23 protein-coding genes are annotated in these 18,797 nt (G+C 72.9%); 12 read left to right on the top strand and 11 right to left on the bottom strand.

Annotated elements, in window-relative coordinates; genetic code table 11:
* The first annotated feature begins 8 nt into the window (after window positions 1-8).
* Window positions 9-554, top strand: a complete 546-nt coding sequence (locus FS793_RS11210) for a histidine phosphatase family protein (RefSeq protein ID WP_144720602.1) — start codon at window positions 9-11, stop codon at window positions 552-554.
* Entirely contained in the window at window positions 554-1,903 is a 1,350-nt protein-coding gene (locus FS793_RS11205; protein WP_144720601.1) for an FAD-binding oxidoreductase, read from the top strand. Before FS793_RS11210 ends, FS793_RS11205 begins: the two co-directional genes overlap by 1 nt.
* Before the next feature lie 3 nt (window positions 1,904-1,906).
* Here FS793_RS11205 and FS793_RS11200 read toward each other — a convergent pair whose 3' ends face one another.
* Together FS793_RS11200 and FS793_RS11195 are read right to left on the bottom strand one after the other, a co-directional pair.
* Window positions 1,907-2,341, bottom strand: a complete 435-nt coding sequence (locus FS793_RS11200; RefSeq protein WP_144720600.1) for a hypothetical protein — start codon at window positions 2,339-2,341, stop codon at window positions 1,907-1,909.
* 80 nt (window positions 2,342-2,421) lie between these two features.
* Complete coding sequence (locus FS793_RS11195; protein ID WP_144720599.1) at window positions 2,422-2,964, bottom strand: MarR family winged helix-turn-helix transcriptional regulator; 543 nt, start codon at window positions 2,962-2,964, stop codon at window positions 2,422-2,424.
* Window positions 2,965-3,285: 321 nt separating this feature from the next.
* Here FS793_RS11195 and FS793_RS11190 point away from each other — a divergent pair, with 321 nt between their 5' ends.
* The 3 genes from FS793_RS11190 (at window position 3,286) to FS793_RS11180 (ending at window position 4,857) form a co-directional block, all read left to right on the top strand.
* On the top strand, window positions 3,286-3,612 hold the full coding sequence (locus tag FS793_RS11190; protein ID WP_144720598.1) for a DUF7882 family protein: 327 nt from the start codon (window positions 3,286-3,288) through the stop codon (window positions 3,610-3,612).
* Window positions 3,613-3,709: 97 nt separating this feature from the next.
* The gene (locus FS793_RS11185) at window positions 3,710-4,258 is read left to right on the top strand and encodes a hypothetical protein (protein ID WP_144720597.1); all 549 of its coding nucleotides are present in this window, start codon (window positions 3,710-3,712) and stop codon (window positions 4,256-4,258) included.
* 107 nt (window positions 4,259-4,365) lie between these two features.
* Window positions 4,366-4,857: a MarR family winged helix-turn-helix transcriptional regulator gene (locus FS793_RS11180; protein ID WP_186329466.1), complete on the top strand. Its 492-nt coding sequence runs from the start codon at window positions 4,366-4,368 to the stop codon at window positions 4,855-4,857.
* A gap of 21 nt (window positions 4,858-4,878) precedes the next feature.
* Here the strand turns inward: FS793_RS11180 and FS793_RS11175 are convergent, their stop codons facing one another.
* The gene (locus tag FS793_RS11175) at window positions 4,879-6,648 is read right to left on the bottom strand and encodes a cation:proton antiporter (RefSeq protein ID WP_144720595.1); all 1,770 of its coding nucleotides are present in this window, start codon (window positions 6,646-6,648) and stop codon (window positions 4,879-4,881) included.
* Window positions 6,649-6,732: 84 nt separating this feature from the next.
* On the opposite strand from FS793_RS11175, the gene FS793_RS11170 reads away from it, so the two are divergent.
* Complete coding sequence (locus FS793_RS11170) at window positions 6,733-7,155, top strand: OsmC family peroxiredoxin (protein WP_144720594.1); 423 nt, start codon at window positions 6,733-6,735, stop codon at window positions 7,153-7,155.
* 88 nt (window positions 7,156-7,243) lie between these two features.
* Window positions 7,244-8,068, top strand: a complete 825-nt coding sequence (locus tag FS793_RS11165) for an IclR family transcriptional regulator (protein ID WP_144720593.1) — start codon at window positions 7,244-7,246, stop codon at window positions 8,066-8,068.
* A 57-nt stretch (window positions 8,069-8,125) separates the two neighbouring features.
* Here the strand turns inward: FS793_RS11165 and FS793_RS11160 are convergent, their stop codons facing one another.
* Entirely contained in the window at window positions 8,126-9,154 is a 1,029-nt protein-coding gene (locus FS793_RS11160; RefSeq protein ID WP_144720592.1) for an NAD(P)-dependent alcohol dehydrogenase, read from the bottom strand.
* Between the two features lie 162 nt (window positions 9,155-9,316).
* Between FS793_RS11160 and FS793_RS11155 the strand changes: the two genes are divergently transcribed.
* A complete protein-coding gene (locus FS793_RS11155) occupies window positions 9,317-10,489 on the top strand; it encodes a YncE family protein (protein WP_144720591.1) in 1,173 nt (390 codons plus the stop codon).
* 318 nt (window positions 10,490-10,807) lie between these two features.
* Here the strand turns inward: FS793_RS11155 and FS793_RS11150 are convergent, their stop codons facing one another.
* A complete protein-coding gene (locus tag FS793_RS11150) occupies window positions 10,808-11,287 on the bottom strand; it encodes an Lrp/AsnC family transcriptional regulator (protein ID WP_144720590.1) in 480 nt (159 codons plus the stop codon).
* 166 nt (window positions 11,288-11,453) lie between these two features.
* Between FS793_RS11150 and ald the strand changes: the two genes are divergently transcribed.
* Window positions 11,454-12,560 carry an alanine dehydrogenase gene (ald, locus tag FS793_RS11145; RefSeq protein WP_144720589.1) on the top strand — a complete coding sequence of 369 codons (1,107 nt, stop codon included), beginning with the start codon at window positions 11,454-11,456 and terminating at the stop codon, window positions 12,558-12,560.
* A gap of 87 nt (window positions 12,561-12,647) precedes the next feature.
* Here the strand turns inward: ald and FS793_RS11140 are convergent, their stop codons facing one another.
* From FS793_RS11140 to FS793_RS11125, 4 genes are read right to left on the bottom strand one after another with little or no spacing between them, the layout of a single operon-like run.
* Window positions 12,648-13,643 (bottom strand): glycine betaine ABC transporter substrate-binding protein, encoded by a 996-nt coding sequence (locus tag FS793_RS11140; RefSeq protein ID WP_144720588.1) that lies wholly within the window; start codon window positions 13,641-13,643, stop codon window positions 12,648-12,650.
* The gene (locus FS793_RS11135) at window positions 13,643-14,422 is read right to left on the bottom strand and encodes an ABC transporter permease (protein ID WP_144720587.1); all 780 of its coding nucleotides are present in this window, start codon (window positions 14,420-14,422) and stop codon (window positions 13,643-13,645) included. The genes FS793_RS11140 and FS793_RS11135 overlap by 1 nt, the downstream gene beginning before the upstream one ends.
* Complete coding sequence (locus tag FS793_RS11130) at window positions 14,415-15,656, bottom strand: ABC transporter ATP-binding protein (protein WP_144720586.1); 1,242 nt, start codon at window positions 15,654-15,656, stop codon at window positions 14,415-14,417. Before FS793_RS11130 ends, FS793_RS11135 begins: the two co-directional genes overlap by 8 nt.
* Window positions 15,649-16,290, bottom strand: coding sequence for an ABC transporter permease (locus tag FS793_RS11125; protein WP_144720805.1), 642 nt, complete (start codon window positions 16,288-16,290; stop codon window positions 15,649-15,651). Before FS793_RS11125 ends, FS793_RS11130 begins: the two co-directional genes overlap by 8 nt.
* Before the next feature lie 262 nt (window positions 16,291-16,552).
* Here FS793_RS11125 and FS793_RS11120 point away from each other — a divergent pair, with 262 nt between their 5' ends.
* From FS793_RS11120 to FS793_RS11110, 3 genes are read left to right on the top strand one after another with little or no spacing between them, the layout of a single operon-like run.
* Entirely contained in the window at window positions 16,553-16,861 is a 309-nt protein-coding gene (locus FS793_RS11120) for a putative quinol monooxygenase (protein ID WP_144720585.1), read from the top strand.
* The gene (locus tag FS793_RS11115; protein WP_144720584.1) at window positions 16,858-17,256 is read left to right on the top strand and encodes a hypothetical protein; all 399 of its coding nucleotides are present in this window, start codon (window positions 16,858-16,860) and stop codon (window positions 17,254-17,256) included. The genes FS793_RS11120 and FS793_RS11115 overlap by 4 nt, the downstream gene beginning before the upstream one ends.
* A gap of 49 nt (window positions 17,257-17,305) precedes the next feature.
* Window positions 17,306-17,650 (top strand): inorganic pyrophosphatase, encoded by a 345-nt coding sequence (locus FS793_RS11110; RefSeq protein WP_144720583.1) that lies wholly within the window; start codon window positions 17,306-17,308, stop codon window positions 17,648-17,650.
* 28 nt (window positions 17,651-17,678) lie between these two features.
* On the opposite strand, the gene FS793_RS11105 is transcribed toward FS793_RS11110, so the two are convergent.
* Window positions 17,679-18,410 carry a cation transporter gene (locus FS793_RS11105; RefSeq protein WP_144720582.1) on the bottom strand — a complete coding sequence of 244 codons (732 nt, stop codon included), beginning with the start codon at window positions 18,408-18,410 and terminating at the stop codon, window positions 17,679-17,681.
* Window positions 18,407-18,769: an ArsR/SmtB family transcription factor gene (locus tag FS793_RS11100; protein ID WP_144720581.1), complete on the bottom strand. Its 363-nt coding sequence runs from the start codon at window positions 18,767-18,769 to the stop codon at window positions 18,407-18,409. Before FS793_RS11100 ends, FS793_RS11105 begins: the two co-directional genes overlap by 4 nt.
* Between the last annotated feature and the right edge of the window lie 28 nt (window positions 18,770-18,797).

The raw sequence follows: 18,797 nt of genomic DNA, 5'->3' as shown, positions 1-18,797 counted from the left end.
CTCGGCAGGTGCAGATCGCCCTCGTGAGACACGGCCAGACCGACTGGAACAAGACCCTGCGCATGCAGGGCACCAGCGACATCCCACTCAACGAGACCGGCCGCGGCCAGGCGCTCGAGGCGGCGGTGCTGCTGTCGGACGAGCACTGGGACGCCATCGTGTCGTCGACGCTCTCGCGCGCCGCCGTCACGGCCGACATCATCGCCGAGCGGCTCGGCATGCCGGTGCTCGAGCGCGACGTCGCCCTCATCGAACGCGCGTACGGCGAGGTCGAGGGCCTCACGAAGGCGCAGGCGACCGAGCGCTTCGGCACCGAGTGGCCCGGCGAGGAGTCGTACGAGGCACTGCAGGCGCGGGCCGTCGCGGCCGTCGATGCCGTCGCAACCCGCCACGCCGTCGAGCACCTCGTGATCGTGACGCACGGCACGTTCATCCGCGCGTTCGCCGACGCCGTCACCGGGCTCGAGACGCGCACGCCGCGCAACGCGGAGTCGATCCGCTTCGAGGGCGAGCCCGGCGCCTGGGTGCCGAGCGAGGGCATGGTGCTGGTCTGATGGACCTCGACTCGCTCCGGGCAGCGTCGCCCGGGATCGTCGTCGACACGAGCGACGCGGCCCTCGAGGCCGCGCGCGCCGACCGGTCGGGCCACCGTGCGGCGGGACGGCCGGTCGCCGTCGTGCGCGCGACCGAGGTCGAGCACGTGCAGGCCGCGATGCGCTGGGCGAGCGAGCACGGGGTGCCCGTCGTGCCGCGCGGCGCCGGCACGGGGCTCGCGGGCGGCGCCAACACCGGCGAGGGCGAGCTCTCGATCGACGTGTCGGGCATGCGCCGCATCCTCGAGGTCTCGGCAGCCGACCAGCTCGCGGTCGTCGAGCCGGGCATCCTCAACGCCGACCTCAACGCCGCGCTCGAGGAGCACGGGATGTGGTGGGCGCCCGATCCTGCCAGCCGCGCGATCTCGACCGTCGGCGGCAACATCGCCACGAACGCGGGCGGCCTGCTGTGCGCCAAGTACGGCGTGACGCGCGAGGCGGTGCTGGCGCTCGGCGTCGTGCTCGCGTCCGGCGAGCGCATCGACGTCGGCCACCGCACCGTGAAGGGCGTCACCGGCCTCGACCTCGCAGCCCTCATGATCGGCAGCGAGGGCACGCTCGGCATCATCGTGGAGGCCACGCTGCGCCTGCGCCCGGCGGTGCCCGGCGGCGTCTGGACCGTCGGCGCCTTCTTCGACGACGAGGTCGCGGCAGCAGCCGCGTGCGCCGCGATCACGGCAGCGCACATCCGCCCCGCGATCATGGAGCTCGTCGGCACCGTCTCGGTGCGGATGCTGTCGGCCTACACGGGGCGCCCCATGCGGGGCGCGTTCGTGCTGCTGCAGCTCGACGACGTGGGTGCCGAGGCCATCGCGCGCGACGCCCTCGCGATCGTCGAGGCGCACGGCGGCGACGCCGAGATCACCGACGACGTCGAGCGCTCGGCCATGCTCGTCGAGGTGCGCAGGCAGGTGCACTTCGCGCTCGACTCGTTCGGCACGGTGCTCGTCGAGGACGTGTCGGTGCCGCGCACGCGCATGCCCGAGATGTTCGCGCTGTGCGCCGACGTCGCCGAGCGGCACGGCGTCACGGTCGCGACCACCGCGCACGCGGGCGACGGCAACCTGCATCCCACGTTCGTCTTCGACGAGGACGAGCCGACCGATGCGGTGTGGGCGGCTGCCGACGAGATCTTCCAGGGCGCGCTCGCGATGGGCGGCACGCTCACGGGCGAGCACGGCGTCGGCGTGCTGAAGCGGCGCTGGCTCGGGCTCGAGCTGGGCGACACGCAGCTGCGGCTGCAGCGCGAGATCAAGGCCGTCTTCGACCCCGCCGGCATCCTCAATCCCGGCAAGGTCTTCGACGACTGAGCGTCAGAGGTCGTCGGGCGTCTGGCCGGCCTCGGTCGCGGTGAACCAGCCGAGCCAGCCGCCCTCGACCGCGACGACCTCGTAGGGACCGCAGCGCAGCACCTCCTCGGGCAGGCCGTCGCCGTCGTCGATGCCGCCGTAGCGGCCGTCGAACGGCAGCGAGACCCGCTGCGCCGTCTCGCAGCCGATCGGGTCGTCGTCGCTCGTGACGGCGATGACCGCGTTCGTCTCGTCGTTCGTCGCGGTCGTGCGGATCTCGGTGGCGTCGGCGGGCAGCCAGTCGGGCACCGCGACGCCGACCCAGCCGGCCTCGGCGGCGTCGCGGTCGACGAACGCCTCGGTGTGGACGTCGTGCAGGCCGTCGGTGAGCGAGGCGCAGCCGGCGAGCAGCAGGATGCCGGCGACGGATGCGGCGGCGAGCAGGGGCTTGGAGTGCATGCTCCCAGCCCACCGCGTCGCGCGGGCGAGCGCGTCCTCCTCAGGGACGCACGGCGTCGTCCTCGGGGACGATCCCGGCGTCAGTCGCCGGCGTCGTCGCGGATGACGTCGCGCAGCTCTGCGTCGAGGTCGCTCGCCTCCTCGACGGATGCCGCCATGCCCGAGAGGAAGCGCGCGACGACCTCGAGCTCGGCCGGCGTGAGGTCGTCGACGACGGCGATCATGCGCTGGTGCATGGCGCCGAGGGTCTCGCGCACCTCGTGGTCGGTCGAGGTGGTGGCGACGACGATCGTGGAGCGTCGGTCGGTCGGATGCGGTCGCCGCTCGACGTGACCCGACTGCTCGAGCCGGTCGACGAGCACCGTGACGGAGGCGGAGGTGATGCCGAGCACCTGCGCGAGGTCGCGCTGGCGCACGAGCTCGCCCCGCCGCTGCGCCGAGAGCATCGTGCGCAGCGCGAGCAGGTCGGTCTCGCCCATCTCCATCGACGCACGGGTGCGGGCGCGCATGCGGGTCTCTGCGGCGCGGTACCGCCGCAGCAGGTTCAGCACGTCGACCGTCGACGCGCCATCGCGCTCCGGGTACCAGTATCCGGAGGACTGCGTGCGGTCGTCCTGGCTCATCGCGAGCCATGGTACGCGTCGAGCAGATGATTCGCCTGATGGATGCGTGTCGTTCACCTGTCGCGCGCGAACGCAGGGCCGACGTCGCTGGCGAGGGCACCTCCCCCACCCGCGCCTCCATGCCCCTAGATCCGAGGAATGGCCTGCGAACCCGGGGCCCGTGGCCCCTCGACCGTGCGGCCCGTGGACGCCGATCCCGGCGACGACGCGCCGACGCGCCGGAGAGGAGTTGCTTCGAGTCCGCCAGGGAGATAGTTTGCTTAATGAACTAGCAATCAGATCGGCTGGATGTTCCGGTCGAGCGAGAGCGAGGAGATCGCGATGGGCACGCTCAGGTACGGCAACGGCGACGACGCCACGTTCCAGATGGACGACGGCGACCTGGCGCACCTCGCCGCGGTCGTGACGGCCAAGCTGCGCAGGCGCGAGCCGTTCCTGCTCACGTGCCGGTCCGAGACCAGCCGGCAGTCGGTCTGGATCCACGAGGCGAGCACGCTCGTCTACGGCTACGCCAGCGCCGACGCGATCGACCTCGACCGCGCGCGCCTCGAGGCGATGGTCGCCGACACGAACCGGCCGACCGGACTCACCGTGCGGTGCGAGGCACGCGCCCTCCACGCGGTCGACGCGCTCGTCGCGGCCGCCTGAGGCTCGTCATGACCGACGCATGGGACGAGGTCGACGCCGCGCTCGTCGCGCCGTCGACGCTCCGCCACGGCACCACCGACCCAGAGGGATCCGCATCGTGACCATCGCCTCCGACGCGACGCAGCGCACCGACGCCCCCGTCGACGTGCTCATGCCCCAGCTGCGCGCCGCATCGCTGCGCCTGCTCACGGCCGTGCTGCGACTCGGCGACGCCGAGCTCGTCGTGCCGTCGCGCTCGGGGCTCGGCACGCGACGCCACGTCATCGCCCGCATGACGCGGCACGCCGACCGCTCCACTCGCGCCATCGAGGGCCACGCCACGGGCGTCGAGCCCGCAGACCGGCTGCACGACCTCTCGCCCGCCGACCTGCTCGCGGCCCTCACGGCCGCGCTGGGCGGCGTGCTCGGCGCGCTGCAGGAGCATGTCGGCGCCCCGCGCGGCGCCGACGGCGCGGCGATGCTCGCCCGCGAGCAGCTCGCCTGGCTCGAGCTCAGCCATGTCGACCTCGACGCCGGCTACGCGATGCACGACGTGCCCGACGCATCCCTCGATGCCGTCGCAGCGCACTTCCGCGACGCGCGCGCCGCATCCGCATCCGACGACGTCGCGAGCGCGAGCCCGTTCGCGCCGCTCATGGCTGGCTGACGCGAGCACGATCGGGACGCTGCGCCAAGCCCCGTGACCGACGTCGCGAGATGTGGTTAGAGTCTCTAGGCAATCCCTTGCACGCACAGGAATCGGAGGCGATGGGCATGGCGACCTCGACGACGCAGGTGTCGCTCGACGTCGAGCCCGACGTGCCCGGCGACGACCCGACGACCCAGCTCACGTGGGCCGTCGAGGAGCTGCGCCTCGCCGAGTCGCGTCTCTCGCGCCGTCGCCAGACGTCGTGCGGACCCGGCCACAGCGAGCGCGAGGCCATGCGGTTCATCGCCGACCGTGCGGATGCGGGCAAGCCTGCGACCCCCACCGAGGTCGCGACGCACCTCGGCCTCACGACGCCCTCCGTCTCGGCGATCATCCGGAGGCTGCAGGACGGCGGGCTCATCTCGACGCGCCAGCACGCCGACGACCGCCGCAGCAAGCTGCTCGAGCCCTCGTCGCGCAACGCGCCCGACACTGCCGACGCCCTCGCGCCGGCCATCCGAGCCGCCGCCGCCGAGCTCGACCCGGCCGAGGCGAAGCGCCTCGCGGCGTTCCTCGCGCACGTGCGCGACCTCGTCGACGCCGACTGCCGCGACTGACGCCCGCCGCGCGACCCCGCCTCAGTGGCCGGGCTCGTCGCCGGCCATCGCGTCGAGCTGCACCTCGAACACGTCGAGCTGTCGCTGCATCGCTGCGAGCGTCTCCGACGAGAACGCGCCCTTCTGCCGCTCGGCCTTGAGCGCCGCCCGCTCGGCCCCCAGCTGCACGCGACGCACGCGCACGAACGCGCGCGTCTGCTCCTCGTCGACGTCCTCGCCGACGCCGAGCAGCGTCGCCGCGCGCTCGACGCGGCGCGCGGGCATCGCGAGGATCTCGTCGCGCATCCCATCGTCGAGCGGCGTCTCGAGCGCGTCCATCGCCTCCGCCATGGCAGCGCTGCCGGCGTCGGCGCATCGGCGGGTGAGCTCGAGCAGCTCGGCGCGCTCCTCGACCGTCGAATCCTTGCGCAGCCGCAGCGCGCGGACGAGGGCGGGCAGCGTGAGGCCCTGCGCGAGCAGGGTGACGATCGCGACGACGAACGCGACGAGCACGAGCGCCGCGTAGTAGGGATGGTCGTGCGGCAGCGTCTGCACCGCTGCGACGGTGACCACGCCGCGCATGCCCGCCCAGCCCAGCACCGTGCCGTCGCGCCACGACAGCGCCTGGTCGCGCTCGGCCGTCACGTCGTTCGCCTGCGACTCCAGCCGCCTGCGGAACTGCTCGAGCCTGCCGACGACGCGCTCGTCCTCGATCGCGCCGAAGCGCTCGTCGGCCTGCGCCATCCGCTGCTCACCGCGCTGCTGCTGCCGCTCGAGCGTGCGCGCGCGGAAGCGGATCGACCACAGCAGCAGCGGCATCGTCGCGAAGCGCAGCGCGATGAGCACGCCCGTCACGAGCAGGCCAATGCCCACGACCTCCCACAGCGACTGCTCCGCCGACTCCACCGCCTCCACGACGGGACGCAGGCGCAGTCCCATGTAGAGGAACACCGCGTGCTCGATGACCATCGTGAACGTCTGCCAGCTCGTGCGCTCGCTCTGCCGCTCGCGTGCGCCGATGCGGCCGGGGCCCGCGTTGCCGACCACGATGCCCGCGACGACGACGGCGACGACGCCCGACGCCCCGACCTGCTCCGCGGCGAGGAACGCCACGAACGGCACGACGATCGACAGCGCCGTGTCGAGCACGATGTCGTGGATGCGGGAGCGCACCGCGACCGCGAGGAAGCCCACGACGAGGCCGAGGGCGATCGCGCCGACGACGGCCCATGCGAACGTGCCCGCGACGTCGCCGAGCTCGACGGCGCCTCCGCCGTCGTCGGCGCCCGCGGCGATGCCCACGGCCGTCGACAGCAGCACGAGCGCCGTCGCGTCGTTCACGAGCCCCTCGCCCTCGAGGATCGTCACGATGCGCGGCGGCAGGCCCAGCCGCTTGCCGAGCGACGTCGCCGCCACGGCATCCGGCGGCGCGACGACCGCGCCGAGCGCGACCGCGAGCGCGAGCCCCACGGCGGGCCAGATCCACGCGACGATGCCGCCGACGACGAGCGCCGACACGATGACGAGCACGACCGCGAGCAACGCGATGACCCGCAGGTTGCGGCGGAAGTCGACGAACGGCACCTGCAGCGCCGCCGCGTACAGCAGCGGCGGCAGCACCACCGTGAGGATGATCTCGGGATCGACGACGACCTCGGCGGCTCCGGGCACGAAGCCCAACGCGATGCCGACGACCGTGAGCAGGAGCGGCGCGGCGACGCCGATGCGACCCGCGACCGCCGAGACGGCGCCGACGATGACGATGCCGAGCACCGCCACGATCGTGATCTCCTCGACGAGGTGCTGCTCCATACGGGCCTCCCGCGTTCGAGGCTAGCCCCGACGCGTGGGCCGCGACGCGACGTAGCCTGGAGGTTCCGACGAAGGGAGCCATCCATGGCAGTCACGAGCAGCGCGAGCACCGTCTGGAACGGTGGCCTCGCCGACGGATCGGGAACGACGACGCTGAAGTCCGGCATCGAGACCAAGGTGACGTGGAAGGCGCGCACCGAGGGATCCGGGCAGACCACGCCCGAGGAGCTCATCGCCGCCGCCCACGCGTCGTGCTTCTCGATGGCGCTGTCGCACGCCCTCGGCGAGGCGGGCCACGCGCCGTCGACGATCTCGACGAGCGCCGAGGTCGGCTTCGTGCCCGGCCAGGGCATCACGGGCTCGACGCTCACCGTCACGGCGACGGTGCCGGGCCTCGACCAGGCCGAGTTCGAGCGCATCGCCAACGAGGCGAAGGCGGGCTGCCCCGTCTCGCAGGCCCTCGCCGGCATCGAGATCACGCTCGCGAGCGCGACGCTCGAGGGCTGACGCTCCTCGGGGCCGGCGCCGCGTGCAGGACGCACGGCGCCGGCTCCACCCCTCGACGGACGCACCCCGGTCGGGCGACGATGGACGCATGCCCGACGACGACGTCGACCAGGCTCCCGAGGCTCGCGCAGGACGCGAGCCTGGCGTGCAGACGGTCGAGAAGACCCTCGCGATCCTCGAGATCGTCGCCGAGCGCGGTGGAGCGACCGCGAAGGACGTCTCGGCGGCGCTCGGCTTCCCGCTGCCGACGACCTACCGGCTGCTGCAGGTGCTCGTGCAGCGCGACTACCTCGTGCATCTGCGCGACGAGCATCGCTTCGAGCTCGGCTATCGGCTCGATCGCCTGAGCGCCTCGCTGCACCGGCAGGTCGGCGTGCCGCATCCCGTGCGCAGCGAGGTCGCGCGGCTGCACGACCTCACCGGCGCCGCAGCCTACTTCGCGGTGTATCGCGGCGCCGACGTGATCGTCGCCCACGTCGTCGACTGCCCGGACCATCCGCGCATCACGCCGCTCCGCTTCGGCTTCCACGAGGCAGCGCATGCGACCGCGTTCGGCAAGATCATGCTCGCCGGCATGGCGCCGGAGGCGGTCGAGCAGTACATCGACGTGCATCCGATGACGCCGCTGACGAGCGCCACGATGACGCGACGCGACGCGCTCGTCGAGCATCTCGACACCGTGGCGACCCGCGGCGTCGCCTGGGAGCAGGACGAGTTCGTGCCCGGCATGACCTGCGCAGCCGTGGGCGTCCGCGATCGTTCGGGCGCGATCGTGGGCGCTGTCGCCGTCAGCGCCCCGTCGCGCACCGTCGACGCACGGCGGCAGCGCGATCTCGAGCGCCACCTGCGCGACGTGGCGAACCAGGTCAGCAGGTGCTGCCGCTCGGGGCAGCCGCGCGATGCCGCTGCCTGACGGCGCCCGCGTCGGGTCCCGGATGCGCCGGGACCCGAGCGGGCTGCCGAGCCGCCGCTAGGGCACGAGGATGCCGCGACCCACGAGACGTCCGGCCTCCAGGTCGTGGATCGCGTCCAGCGCCGCCTCGAGCGGGTACACCTTCGTGTGCAGCTGCACGCGCCCCTGCGCCTGCAGCGTCATGAGCTCGACGAGGTCCTGGTAGGTGCCGACCAGGTTGCCGATGACGTCGATCTCGCGCGAGATGATCTCGATCGTCGGCAGCTGGATCGTGCCGCCGTAGCCGATGACGTAGTGCTGGCCGCGGTTGCGGATGAGCCTCGGCACGAGCAGCTCGGCTCCGGACTCGCCGACGAAGTCGAACACGACGTGCGCTCCCCCGCCGGTGATGTCCGCGACCTTCGCCGCGATCTCGTCGTCGCTCGTGGCGAGCACCGTGTGATGCGCGCCCAGCGTCCCGGCGAGCTCGAGCGCCTCCTCGCTGCGGTCGACCACGGTGATCGTCGCGCTCGTGATGGCTGCGAGCGTCTGGATGCCGATGTGGCCGAGCCCACCGGCGCCGACGACGACCGCGTGCGTGCCGGGGAAGAGCACGCCGGCCGCCTTGCGCACCGCGTGGTACGCGGTGAGGCCGGCGTCGGCGAGGGCCGCGACGTCCTTCGGCTCGATGCCGGCATCCAGACGCACGACCGCGCGTGCGTTCGTGCGCAGCTGCTCGGCCATGCCGCCGTCGGCGTTGATCCCGGGGAAGGTGGCGTTCGCGCAGTGCGAGTCCTGGCCGACGCGGCATGCGGCGCAGAGGCCGCAGGTCGTGAGCGGATGCATGATGACGGTGTCGCCGACGGCGACGTTCGACACCGCGCTGCCGATCTCGCGCACGGTGCCCGCGTTCTCGTGGCCGATGACGTAGGGCAGCGTCGGATGCTGGATCGGGTCCCACTGGCCCTCGATGATGTGCAGGTCGGTGCGGCACAGGCCTGCTGCGCCGACGTCGACGATGACGTCCCACGGTCCCTGGATCGTCGGCTCCGGCACGTCGTCGATGCGCGGATCGACGCCGTACTCGTGCACGCGGACTGCCTTCATGGTGCTTCCTCTCCGTCGAGGTCGACCCGATGTCGAACGCTGACACCATCCCGCGGATGCGGAGCGATCGCGACATGCGCTCTCGCACTGCGAGAAGCGATCGCGTCGCACGAGCGACGGCGCGGATCGGAGGAGCATGGCTCGCGGGCATACGATGCCCGGATGCCCGCGTGTGCCCTCCTCCCCCGTCTCGCGACGGTCGTGGCCGCGCTCGCCCTGCTCACGGGATGCGCGCCGGGAGCGCTGACGCAGGCACCGGCGCCGTCGACCCCGAGCGCGCCGGAGCCGTCGGCGTCGCCGACGCCCGAGCCGGAGCCCGAGCGCTCGCTGCTGCTCACGACGCTGGCAGCATCGAACGCCCTCGCGGTCGTCGACCCCGACGCCGCCGAGCCGGTCGTCGCGTCGATCGAGGTCGGTGCCGCGCCGTGGGGCGTCGCCGCGGACGCCGCGCACGAGCGCGCGTTCGTCGCGACCGCCGTGGGGCTGGCGGTCGTCGACCTCGCGAGCATGACGCGCACGGCCCTCGTGCCCTTCCAGCACCAGCCGGCGGAGGTCGCGGACGGCGAGTACCGCGACGGCGGCCTCGGGCTCGCCGTCTCCCCCGACGGCGCGACGGTGTACGTCGCGGTGCATCGCTGGCCCGACCCCGCATGGCTCGAGGTCTTCGACGTCGCATCCGGCACCTTCACGGCATCCGTCGACGTGGGCGTGCGCCCGTTCGACGTGCTCGTGGACCCGGAGGGCGCCTGGGTCGCGACCGTCGACCACGACACGTACGGCGTGACGGTGGTCGACGCCGCGACGCTCGCAGCCCGCACGATCGAGGTCGCGCCGTTCGGGGACCTCGGGTTCAACTCCTGGGAGAAGCCGCACTACGGCGTCGTCACGGACGCGGGCACGATCCTGCTGCCGTTCCAGGGGCAGGTGATGCTGGAGGTCGACCCGCTCTCGGGCGCCGTGACCTCGACGCCGCTCACGGCGCAGACCCATCAGCACGGCGCGACGCAGGTGCGCTCGCCGGGCGACGCGCTCGACGGCACGACCCTCGTCGTCGGCACCGGCGCGTTCGGCTCGGCGACGCAGGGCCCGAGCCTCGAGATCGTGTCGGCCGACGGCACGGATGCGGTCGTGCCGCTGTCGCGCCTGCACGAGACCGTGACGACGTGGCGCGCGACGGACGCCGATGCGTGGTCGGCGGTGCTCGCCGGCGGCTACACGCGCGACGGCTGGTGGGACGGGCTCACGATCGTCGACCTCGAGACGCTCCAGCAGCGCGAGGTGCCCGTCGTCGGCCGCCCGCAGGCGGTGGTGGCGGTGACGCTGCCGGGCGCCTGAGGCCGACTGCTTCCGGGGGCACCGTACGAGGCTCGCTCCGCTCGCACCTCGAGGAGTCGGCCTGGGAACGATCCGCCCCAGCTGGTCGAGGAGCGCGCGAGCGCAGCGAGCACGCGTCACGAGACCACGCGACGTCCGCTCCTGCCAAGGCACACGCATGGTCGCGTCGAGCGGGGACGTCACGTGGTCTCGCGACGGCTCCTCGTGGAGCGGCTCCTGAGGAGGCCGCGAGCGCAGCGAGCAGCCGTCTCGAAGGGCGGGGCCTCCTCGACCAGCTGGGGCGGACGCGCGTTCTCCAAGAATGGAGACAGCGCCGCGTCAGCCGAACGACGCCGTCGACACGTTGCGGTGATAGTCGAAGACGATGCTCGTGCGCGTCGACGCGACCGTCTGGTCGGCCGAGAGGTGCTCGACGACGAAGCGACGCAGCCCCGACGAGTCGGCGACCGCCACGTGCACGATGAAGTCGTCGACGCCGCCGAGGAAGTACACCTGGCTCACCTCGACCAGCGCGCGCACGCGCTCCGAGAACGCCGTGATGCTCGTCTGGCGCGCACCAGGACGCAGCGTCACGTGCACGAGCGCCTGCAGCCCGTGCCCCACGCGCTCCTGCCGCACGACCGCCTCGTACCCGGCGATGACGCCGCGCTCCTCGAGCCTGCGCACGCGCGCGTGCACCGTCGACTCCGCGAGCCCGACGGCCCGTGCGAGCTGGCGGTTCGACGCACGCGCATCGCGCACGAGCACGCCGACGATCTCCGCATCGACCTCGTCGAGGTCGCCCCGGTCCTGCAGCATCCGCGCCCACTCTCCGCCCATCGATGCCGATCACCGAAGGATTCGACGAGATCGACAGCCGCGCCGGGCAATGCTTCGGCTGCTCTCGCACATCCTGCCACTTCCTCCCATCATGGGTGGCACGAGAGGCGCATCGCCGCGCCACCCACGACGAGAGGGCCCACCCATGCGCATCGCCGTTCCCGCAGAGATCAAGGCGAGCGAGCAGCGCGTCGCCATCACCCCCGCCGGCGTCGACGCGCTCGTCGCTCGCGGCCACGAGGTGTGGATCGAGCAGGGCGCGGGCGTGGGCTCGCGCATCGCCGACGAGGCGTACGTCGCGGCGGGCGCGCGCATCGCCGCCGACGCCGACGAGGCGTGGGCCAAGGGCGACCTGCTGCTGAAGGTCAAGGAGCCCATCGAGCCCGAGTTCGCGCGCATGCGCGACAGCCAGGTCGTCTTCACCTACCTGCACCTCGCCGCCGCGGCCGACACGGCGCACGCGCTCATGGCCGCCGGCTCGACGGCGATCGCCTACGAGACGGTGCAGCTCGACGACCGTTCGCTGCCGCTGCTCGCGCCGATGAGCGAGGTCGCCGGCCGCCTCTCGATCGTCATGGGCGCCCACCACCTCATGGGGCCCGCGGGCGGCCGCGGCATCCTGCTCGGCGGCGTCCCCGGCACGCGCCGCGCCAAGGTGGTCGTCATCGGCGGCGGCGTCGCCGGCGAGCACGCCGCCCGCAACGCCGTGGGCCTCGGCGCCGACGTCACCGTCATCGACCTCTCGCTCCCCCGCCTGCGCCAGCTCGAGGCGTCCTTCGGCACGACGATCCAGACGCGCCACTCGTCGCGCCTCGAGATCGCCGACCAGGTCGCCGACGCCGACCTCGTGATCGGCTCGGTGCTCGTGCCCGGCGCCGCCGCCCCCAAGCTCGTCACCGACGACATGGTCGCGGCGATGCGCCCCGGCTCGGTGCTCGTCGACATCGCGATCGACCAGGGCGGATGCTTCGAGGGCTCGCGCCCCACGACGCACGCCGACCCCGTCTACGCCGTGCACGACGCGCTCTACTCGTGCGTCGCGAACATCCCGGGCGCCGTGCCCGAGACGTCGACGCGCGCGCTCACGAACGCGACGCTGCCCTACGTGCTGCGCATCGCCGACCTCGGCTGGGAGGGCGCCGCACGCAGCGACGCCGCCCTGGCCCGCGGCCTCAACGTGCACGCGGGCGCCATCACGAACGCGGGCGTCGCGACGGCGCTCGGCGTCGAGGCGGTGCCTGCGCTCGTCTGAGCGCCGCGCAGCGATGCCCAGCGGCCCCTCGTCCGCGCGTCGCAGACGAAGGGCCGCGCAGCATCGCTCGGCGCGCAGCAGCGCGCGTCACGGCTCGGTGACGAACCCCTCCTGCACGAGGAAGTCGAGCGCGACGTCGGCGGGCAGCTCGCCGCCCTCGTCGACGCGCAGGTTCAGCTCGCGCAGCACCTCGTCGGTGAGCGCCTCCGACACCGCGCCGTAGATCTCCTCGAGCTCCGGGTACGTCTCGAGGGTCTCCGTGTTGAGCACGGCCGCCGCGTTGTACGCCGGGAAGTAGCCGAGGTCGTCCTCGAGCAGCGTGAGGTCGAGCGAGTCGATGCGACCGTCGGTCGAGAAGACCTCGCCGAAGTTGCACGTGCCACGATCGGTGGCCGTGTAGACGGCGCCGGTGTCGTAGATCGAGATGTTGTCGTCGGGCACGCCGTCGGCCGAGCCGCGCGGGATGCCGTACAGCTCGAGCAGCGGTCCGAGGCCGTCGGCGCGCGAGTTGAACTCGGGCTCGACGCAGATCGTGCGGTCCTCGACGGGCAGCGCCGCCATCTGCGACAGCGTCGACACGCCCCCGAGCTCCTCGACGGCCTCCGACCGCACGGCGATCGCGTACGTGTTGTTGAGCGCGGCCGGCTCGAGCCACGTGAGCCCGATCTCGGCATCCGCATCCCGCACGGCCTCGTACTGCGCCTGCTGGTCGTCGAACCCCTCCTCCTCGCCCATGTACGTGAGCCAGGCGGTGCCGGTGTACTCCCACGTCATGTCGGCGGTGCCCGACGTCATGAGCTCGCGCACCGGCACGGAGCCGGGCACGTTCGTCATGTCGGTGACGTCGAAGCCGGCGGCCTGCGCCACGAGCACGCCGATCTTGCCGAGGATGAGCTGCTCGGTGAAGTTCTTGCTCGTGATCGTGAGCGACGCGCCCTCCTCGAGTCCGTCGATGGGCTCGATGGATCCGGGAGCGACGGCGGGCACGTACGCGGTCGCGGGCTGCAGGCCGCAGCCCGTGACGGCGAGCATGCCGAGGCCGGCGAGCGCCGCGGCGACGCGGGTGGGGCGGATGCGGGTCATCACAGTCCCTTCGGTCGGGCGACGTGCTCGACGACGCGGCCGAGCCAGTCGACGATGAGCGCGAGCACGGCGATGAGCAGGGCCCCGGCGATGAGCACGGTGAACAGGTACAGGTTGATGCCGGTCGTGATGAGCAGGCCGAGCCCGCCGCCGTTGACGAACGCCGCGAGCGCGGCGGTGCCGACGAGCAGCACGAGCGCCGTGCGCACGCCCGAGAGCATGACGGGCACCGCGAGGGGCAGCTCGACGCGCAGCAGCACCATGAACGACGTCATGCCCATGCCGCGGCCGGCCTCGACGAGGCGCTCGTCGACGCCGCGGATGCCGATCATCGTGTTGCGCAGCACCGGCAGCACCGCGTAGAGCACGAGGGCGATGATCGACGCCTGGAACCCGTCGGGCACGAGCGCGGCGAGCAGCACGATGAGGCCCACGGCCGGCGCGGCCTGGCCGAAGTTCGCGACGGCGAGGATGGGGCCCGCCGCGCCGCGGAACGGCCGCCTCGTGAGCAGCACGCCCAGTGGGATCGCGATGACGAGCACGAGCACGGCGCCGACGAACGTGAGGCCGAGGTGCTGACCGGTGAGCTCGAGCAGCGTGCCCGGGTTGAGGGTGTTGCGCTCCGTCGCACTCAGCGGCGCGACGGCGAGCCAGATCGCGAACGCGACGAGGATGGCCACGAGCACCGCGATCTGCACGATGAGCGGACGCCACGCGCGCAGGCGCGACCGCCCCTCGGGCGCGCTCGGAGCGGCCGTGGCCGCGGCGACCTCACTCATCCGCGCCCGCCGGCTGCTGCACCGCGAGGGTGCCGGTGTTGATGCCCACCGGTGCGCCCGCGGGCCGCTCGGAGGCGGCCTCGCGCGCGGCGGTGATGGCCTCCATGACCGTCTCGACCGTGATGACGCCGATGAACGCGCCGCCGCGACCCGTGACGAGCGCAGCACCGGCGCTCGAGACGAGCATCGTGTCGAGCGCGTCGTTGAGCGTCGCGCCGGAGCCGACGATCGGGGTGTCGGGCACGAGCGAGGTCGGCAGCGTCTGGATGCGTCCGAGCTCCCGCCGCGAGGGCCACGCCACGGGGCGGTCGCGGTCGTCGGTCACGACGACGTGGTGGTGGCCGGCGCGCTCGATGCGCTGCAGCGCCTCCTTCGCGTCGCTGCCGGCGCGCACGACGACGGCCTCGGCCAGCTCGACCTCGCGCACGCGGCGCAGGCTCAGCTGCTTGAGGCCGGCGCCCGAGCCGATGAAGTCCTCGACGAACTCGTCGGCGGGCTCGGCGAGGATGCGCTCGGGGGTGTCGTACTGCACGATCTGCGCGCCCTCGCGGAACACGACGATCCAGTCGCCGAGCTTCACGGCCTCGTCGAAGTCGTGCGTGACGATGACGATCGTCTTGCGCACCTCGTGCTGGATGCGGATGAGCTCGTCCTGCAGACGCTGGCGCGTGATGGGGTCGACGGCGCCGAAGGGCTCGTCCATGAGCAGCACGGGCGGGTCGGCGGCGAGCGCACGGGCCACGCCGACGCGCTGCTGCTGGCCGCCCGAGAGCTCGCGCGGGTAGCGGTCGCGGTACGTCTCGGGGTCGAGGGACACGAGGTCGAGCAGCTCGTCGATGCGCGCCTCGATGCGGGCCTTGTCCCAGCCGAGCAGCTTCGGCACGAGGGCGACGTTCTGCGCGACGGTCATGTGCGGGAAGAGCCCGCCTGCCTGGATGACGTAGCCGATGCGGCGGCGCAGATCGTCGCCGTCGATCGTCGTGACGTCCTCGTCGCCGAGGATGATGGATCCCTCGGTGGGCTCGATGAGGCGGTTGATCATCTTCAGCGTCGTCGTCTTGCCGCAGCCCGAGGGGCCGACGAGCATGACGATCTGGCCGGCGGGGATCTCGAGCGTGATGCCGTCGACCGCGGGCCGCTGCTGACCGGGGTAGCGCTTCGTGACGTTGTCGAGCCGGATGGCCTTGCCGCTGATCTCGGCGGCTGCGGCGTCGGTGGTGGCGGTGTCAGACACGGATGCCCTTCGAGGTCGTGAGCCGGCCGATGCCGACGAGGATGAGATCGAGGATGGCGGCGAGCACGATGACGCCGACGGTGCCGACGACGATGGACTCGAGCGCGCCGGCGCCGCCGAGGCGCGAGAGCCCCTGGAAGATGAAGCCGCCGAGGCCGGGGCCCAGCACGTACGCCGCGACGGCCGCGATGCCCATGACCATCTGCGCCGAGATGCGCACGCCCGAGAGGATCACGGGCCACGCGAGCGGCAGCTCGATGCGCGCGAACGTGGCGATGCGGCTCATGCCGATGCCCTTCGCCGACTCGACGAGGCTGCGGTCGACGCCGGCGAGGCCGACGACGGCGTTGCGCAGGATCGGCATGACGGCGAAGAAGACGATGACGACGACCGCGGGCGCGACGCCGAAGCCGAAGGGGGCGACCATGAGGCCGATGAGCGCGAACGAGGGGATCGTGAGGCCGATGGCGCTCACGGCGTTCGCGACGCCGCTGCGGCCGGGGCTCGTGTAGACGAGCGCCGCGACGGCGATGGCGACGAGGGTCGCGACGACGAGCGATTGCGCGACGAGGCTCAGATGCTGCGCCGACGCGAAGAGGATCTCCTCCCATCGCGAGGCGACGAACTGCCAGATGTCCACGTGCTCCACTCGTCTCGACCGACATGACGCGACCCCCGGCGCGCGGGGGTCCGCGTTCGACGCTGCCAGTGCATGCGGTGCCTGTCGAGCGCCGAGGGGCCGCCACGAGCCCCTCGGCACTGCCGTACGGCGCGCGAGCGCTGGGATGCAGCGGCGAGCATCACGAATGCGTAACGCTTGCGACACCGCGTCCTGTGCTATGGATGCGCGCCCGACGAGCGGACGGTCCGTCGGTGTTCGCCGCTAGCCTTCCGGCATGACCTTCGCGAACGTCGGCACCCTCGGTGCCACGCCCGGCTCGCGCGACGAGCTCGTCGCCATCCTCACCCGCCCGAGCGCCGACCTCGCCGCTGCCGGGTGCCTGCGGTACGACGTGGGCGTCGCGGCCGACCATCCCGACACCGTCTTCGTCGTCGAGCTGTGGGCCGACGCCGAGTCGCACCACGCATCCCTCGGCCTGCCGTCGGTGCGCGCGGCGATCGACGAGGCGATGCCCCTCCTGTCCGGCGAGATGGGCGGCTTCCGCTTCGACGTCGTCGGGTCGCCGCTCGAGGGAGGCTCGTGACCCGGTTCGCGCTCGACGGCGCTGCGCTGCTGCGCCTCGCGGCGTCGGAGGTGCCGCTCGCCGAGGGCCACGCGCTCGTCGGTCGCGGCTCGCTGCGCAGCGACGCCATGGCGATCCTCTACCGCGAGGTGCGCGACGGCACGCGCACGGAGGCAGAGGCGAAGGCGTTGCTCGATCGCATGACGGCCGTCAAGGTGCGACTGCTGGGCGACCGGGTCTCGCGGTCGACCGCATGGTCGATCGCCCGCGACCAGGGTCGTGACGACATCGGCGACGCCGAGCACCTCGCGGTCGCGAGGCTGCAGGCGGATGCGCTCGTCACCGACGACGCCGCGCTGATCGCCGCGGCCGAGGGCATCGTGCCGATCGCCCCGTTCGACGACCTGCTGCGCTGACGCCCGCAACCCTTCGGTCCCTCGCTCGGCGGCGTGCCAGCATGGGCGCATGGCCGACCTCTTCGCGACGCTCGACACCCTCGTCGAGTCGTCGAGCATCGTCATCGACCGCCCGAAGGGCACGACGCATCCTCGTCACGAGGACGTCGTCTATCCCGTCGACTACGGCTACCTCGAGGGCACGAGCGCCGGCGACGGCGACGGCATCGACGTGTTCCGCGGCTCGGCCGAGGGCGCGGGCGTCGTGGGCGTGACGGTGTCGGTCGACCTCGGCAAGCGCGACGCCGAGGTGAAGGTGCTGCTCGACTGCTCCCCCGCCGACGTCGACGCCATCCGCGCGCTCGTGGTCGACCGCATCGACGTCGGCGCGATCGTGCTGCTGCGCGAGCCCTGACCTCGGGCCGCGACGCGCGCGCTCGCCGTCAGGCGGCGCAGCACGCGCACGACGGCGCGGGACGACCTGACGCGTCGAGCAGGGCGTCCGGCTCACCCGGTGCACCCTCGTGGGCGTGCCCGCGCCCGTGGCCGCCCGGCACGGCGCAGCATCCCTCGCCGCGCCACGCGAGCACGCCCTCGCGCACGGCGATGGCAGCGATCGCGAGCGCCGCGACGGCATCCGCCCACCACCACCCCAGCAGCGCGTTCGCGAGCAAGCCCACGAGCAGCGCGGCCGAGAGGTAGGTGCACAGCAGCGTCTGCTTGGAGTCGGCGACTGCCGTCGCCGAGCCGAGCTCGCGGCCCGAGCGGCGCTCGAACCAGCTGAGGAACGGCATGACCGCGAGGCTCAGCGCCGCGATGCCGATGCCGACGGGGCTCGGGTCGGGGCGCTCCTGCATGACGAGCGCGAGCGCGGCGTCGATGCCGACGTAGGTCGCGAGCACGAGGAAGGCGATGGCGATGACGCGCAGCGCGACACGCTCGCGCCGCTCGGGGTCGCGCGCCGAGAACTGCCACGCGACCGCCGCGGCCGACAGCACCTCGACGATCGAGTCGAGCCCGAAGCCGATGAGCGCCGCCGACGACGCGACGGCGCCGGCTGCGATCGCGACGATCGCCTCGACGACGTTCCAGGTGATCGTGATGGCGACGACGATGCGCACGCGGCGCTCGAGGATGGCGCGGCGCGCGGGGGCCAGGCTCGCGACGGCGCTCATGCGCAGCATCCGCGCTGCAGGCAGTCGGGGTCGTCGCACGTCGTGCCGGCGTCGACGGCGAGCACGGTGTCGGTGAGCGCACGGATCGCCGTGGCGAGGTGCCGGTCGGCGAGCGCGTAGCGCGTGCGGCGCCCCTCGGGCTCGGCGACGACGAGGCCGCAGCCGCGCAGGCACGCGAGGTGGTTCGACACGTTCGGCCGCGTGAGCGCGAGCGCGTCGGCGAGGTCGCTCGGATGCCGTGGCGCCTCGACGAGCGCGAGCAGGATGCGCACGCGCGTCGCATCGCCCATCGCCCGCCCGACGCGCACCATGGCGTCGACGGCGCGGTCGTGCTGGGTGGGCGTCGGATGGGTCAGCATGTGCTGAACAGTACAGCAGATGCTGAAT

This window comes from Agrococcus jejuensis (assembly GCF_007679035.1).
GTDB classification, from domain to species: Bacteria; Actinomycetota; Actinomycetes; order Actinomycetales; family Microbacteriaceae; genus Agrococcus; species Agrococcus jejuensis_A.
The sequence above is the reverse complement of the archived record's forward strand: the minus strand, read 5'-3'. Positions and strand labels throughout refer to the sequence as shown.

Bases quoted from the DNA above. Each gene is read 5' to 3' on its own strand.
- FS793_RS11205 (WP_144720601.1), top strand. From the start codon at position 554: ATGGACCTCGACTCGCTCCGGGCAGCGTCGCCCGGGATCGTCGTCGAC.
- FS793_RS11200 (WP_144720600.1), bottom strand. From the start codon at position 2,341: ATGCACTCCAAGCCCCTGCTCGCCGCCGCATCCGTCGCCGGCATCCTG.
- FS793_RS11195 (WP_144720599.1), bottom strand. From the start codon at position 2,964: ATGAGCCAGGACGACCGCACGCAGTCCTCCGGATACTGGTACCCGGAG.
- FS793_RS11190 (WP_144720598.1), top strand. From the start codon at position 3,286: ATGGGCACGCTCAGGTACGGCAACGGCGACGACGCCACGTTCCAGATG.
- FS793_RS11180 (WP_186329466.1), top strand. From the start codon at position 4,366: ATGGCGACCTCGACGACGCAGGTGTCGCTCGACGTCGAGCCCGACGTG.
- FS793_RS11175 (WP_144720595.1), bottom strand. From the start codon at position 6,648: ATGGAGCAGCACCTCGTCGAGGAGATCACGATCGTGGCGGTGCTCGGC.
- FS793_RS11170 (WP_144720594.1), top strand. From the start codon at position 6,733: ATGGCAGTCACGAGCAGCGCGAGCACCGTCTGGAACGGTGGCCTCGCC.
- FS793_RS11165 (WP_144720593.1), top strand. From the start codon at position 7,244: ATGCCCGACGACGACGTCGACCAGGCTCCCGAGGCTCGCGCAGGACGC.
- FS793_RS11160 (WP_144720592.1), bottom strand. From the start codon at position 9,154: ATGAAGGCAGTCCGCGTGCACGAGTACGGCGTCGATCCGCGCATCGAC.
- FS793_RS11155 (WP_144720591.1), top strand. From the start codon at position 9,317: ATGCCCGCGTGTGCCCTCCTCCCCCGTCTCGCGACGGTCGTGGCCGCG.
- FS793_RS11150 (WP_144720590.1), bottom strand. From the start codon at position 11,287: ATGCTGCAGGACCGGGGCGACCTCGACGAGGTCGATGCGGAGATCGTC.
- ald (WP_144720589.1), top strand. From the start codon at position 11,454: ATGCGCATCGCCGTTCCCGCAGAGATCAAGGCGAGCGAGCAGCGCGTC.
- FS793_RS11140 (WP_144720588.1), bottom strand. From the start codon at position 13,643: ATGACCCGCATCCGCCCCACCCGCGTCGCCGCGGCGCTCGCCGGCCTC.
- FS793_RS11135 (WP_144720587.1), bottom strand. From the start codon at position 14,422: ATGAGTGAGGTCGCCGCGGCCACGGCCGCTCCGAGCGCGCCCGAGGGG.
- FS793_RS11120 (WP_144720585.1), top strand. From the start codon at position 16,553: ATGACCTTCGCGAACGTCGGCACCCTCGGTGCCACGCCCGGCTCGCGC.
- FS793_RS11110 (WP_144720583.1), top strand. From the start codon at position 17,306: ATGGCCGACCTCTTCGCGACGCTCGACACCCTCGTCGAGTCGTCGAGC.
- FS793_RS11105 (WP_144720582.1), bottom strand. From the start codon at position 18,410: ATGAGCGCCGTCGCGAGCCTGGCCCCCGCGCGCCGCGCCATCCTCGAG.
- FS793_RS11100 (WP_144720581.1), bottom strand. From the start codon at position 18,769: ATGCTGACCCATCCGACGCCCACCCAGCACGACCGCGCCGTCGACGCC.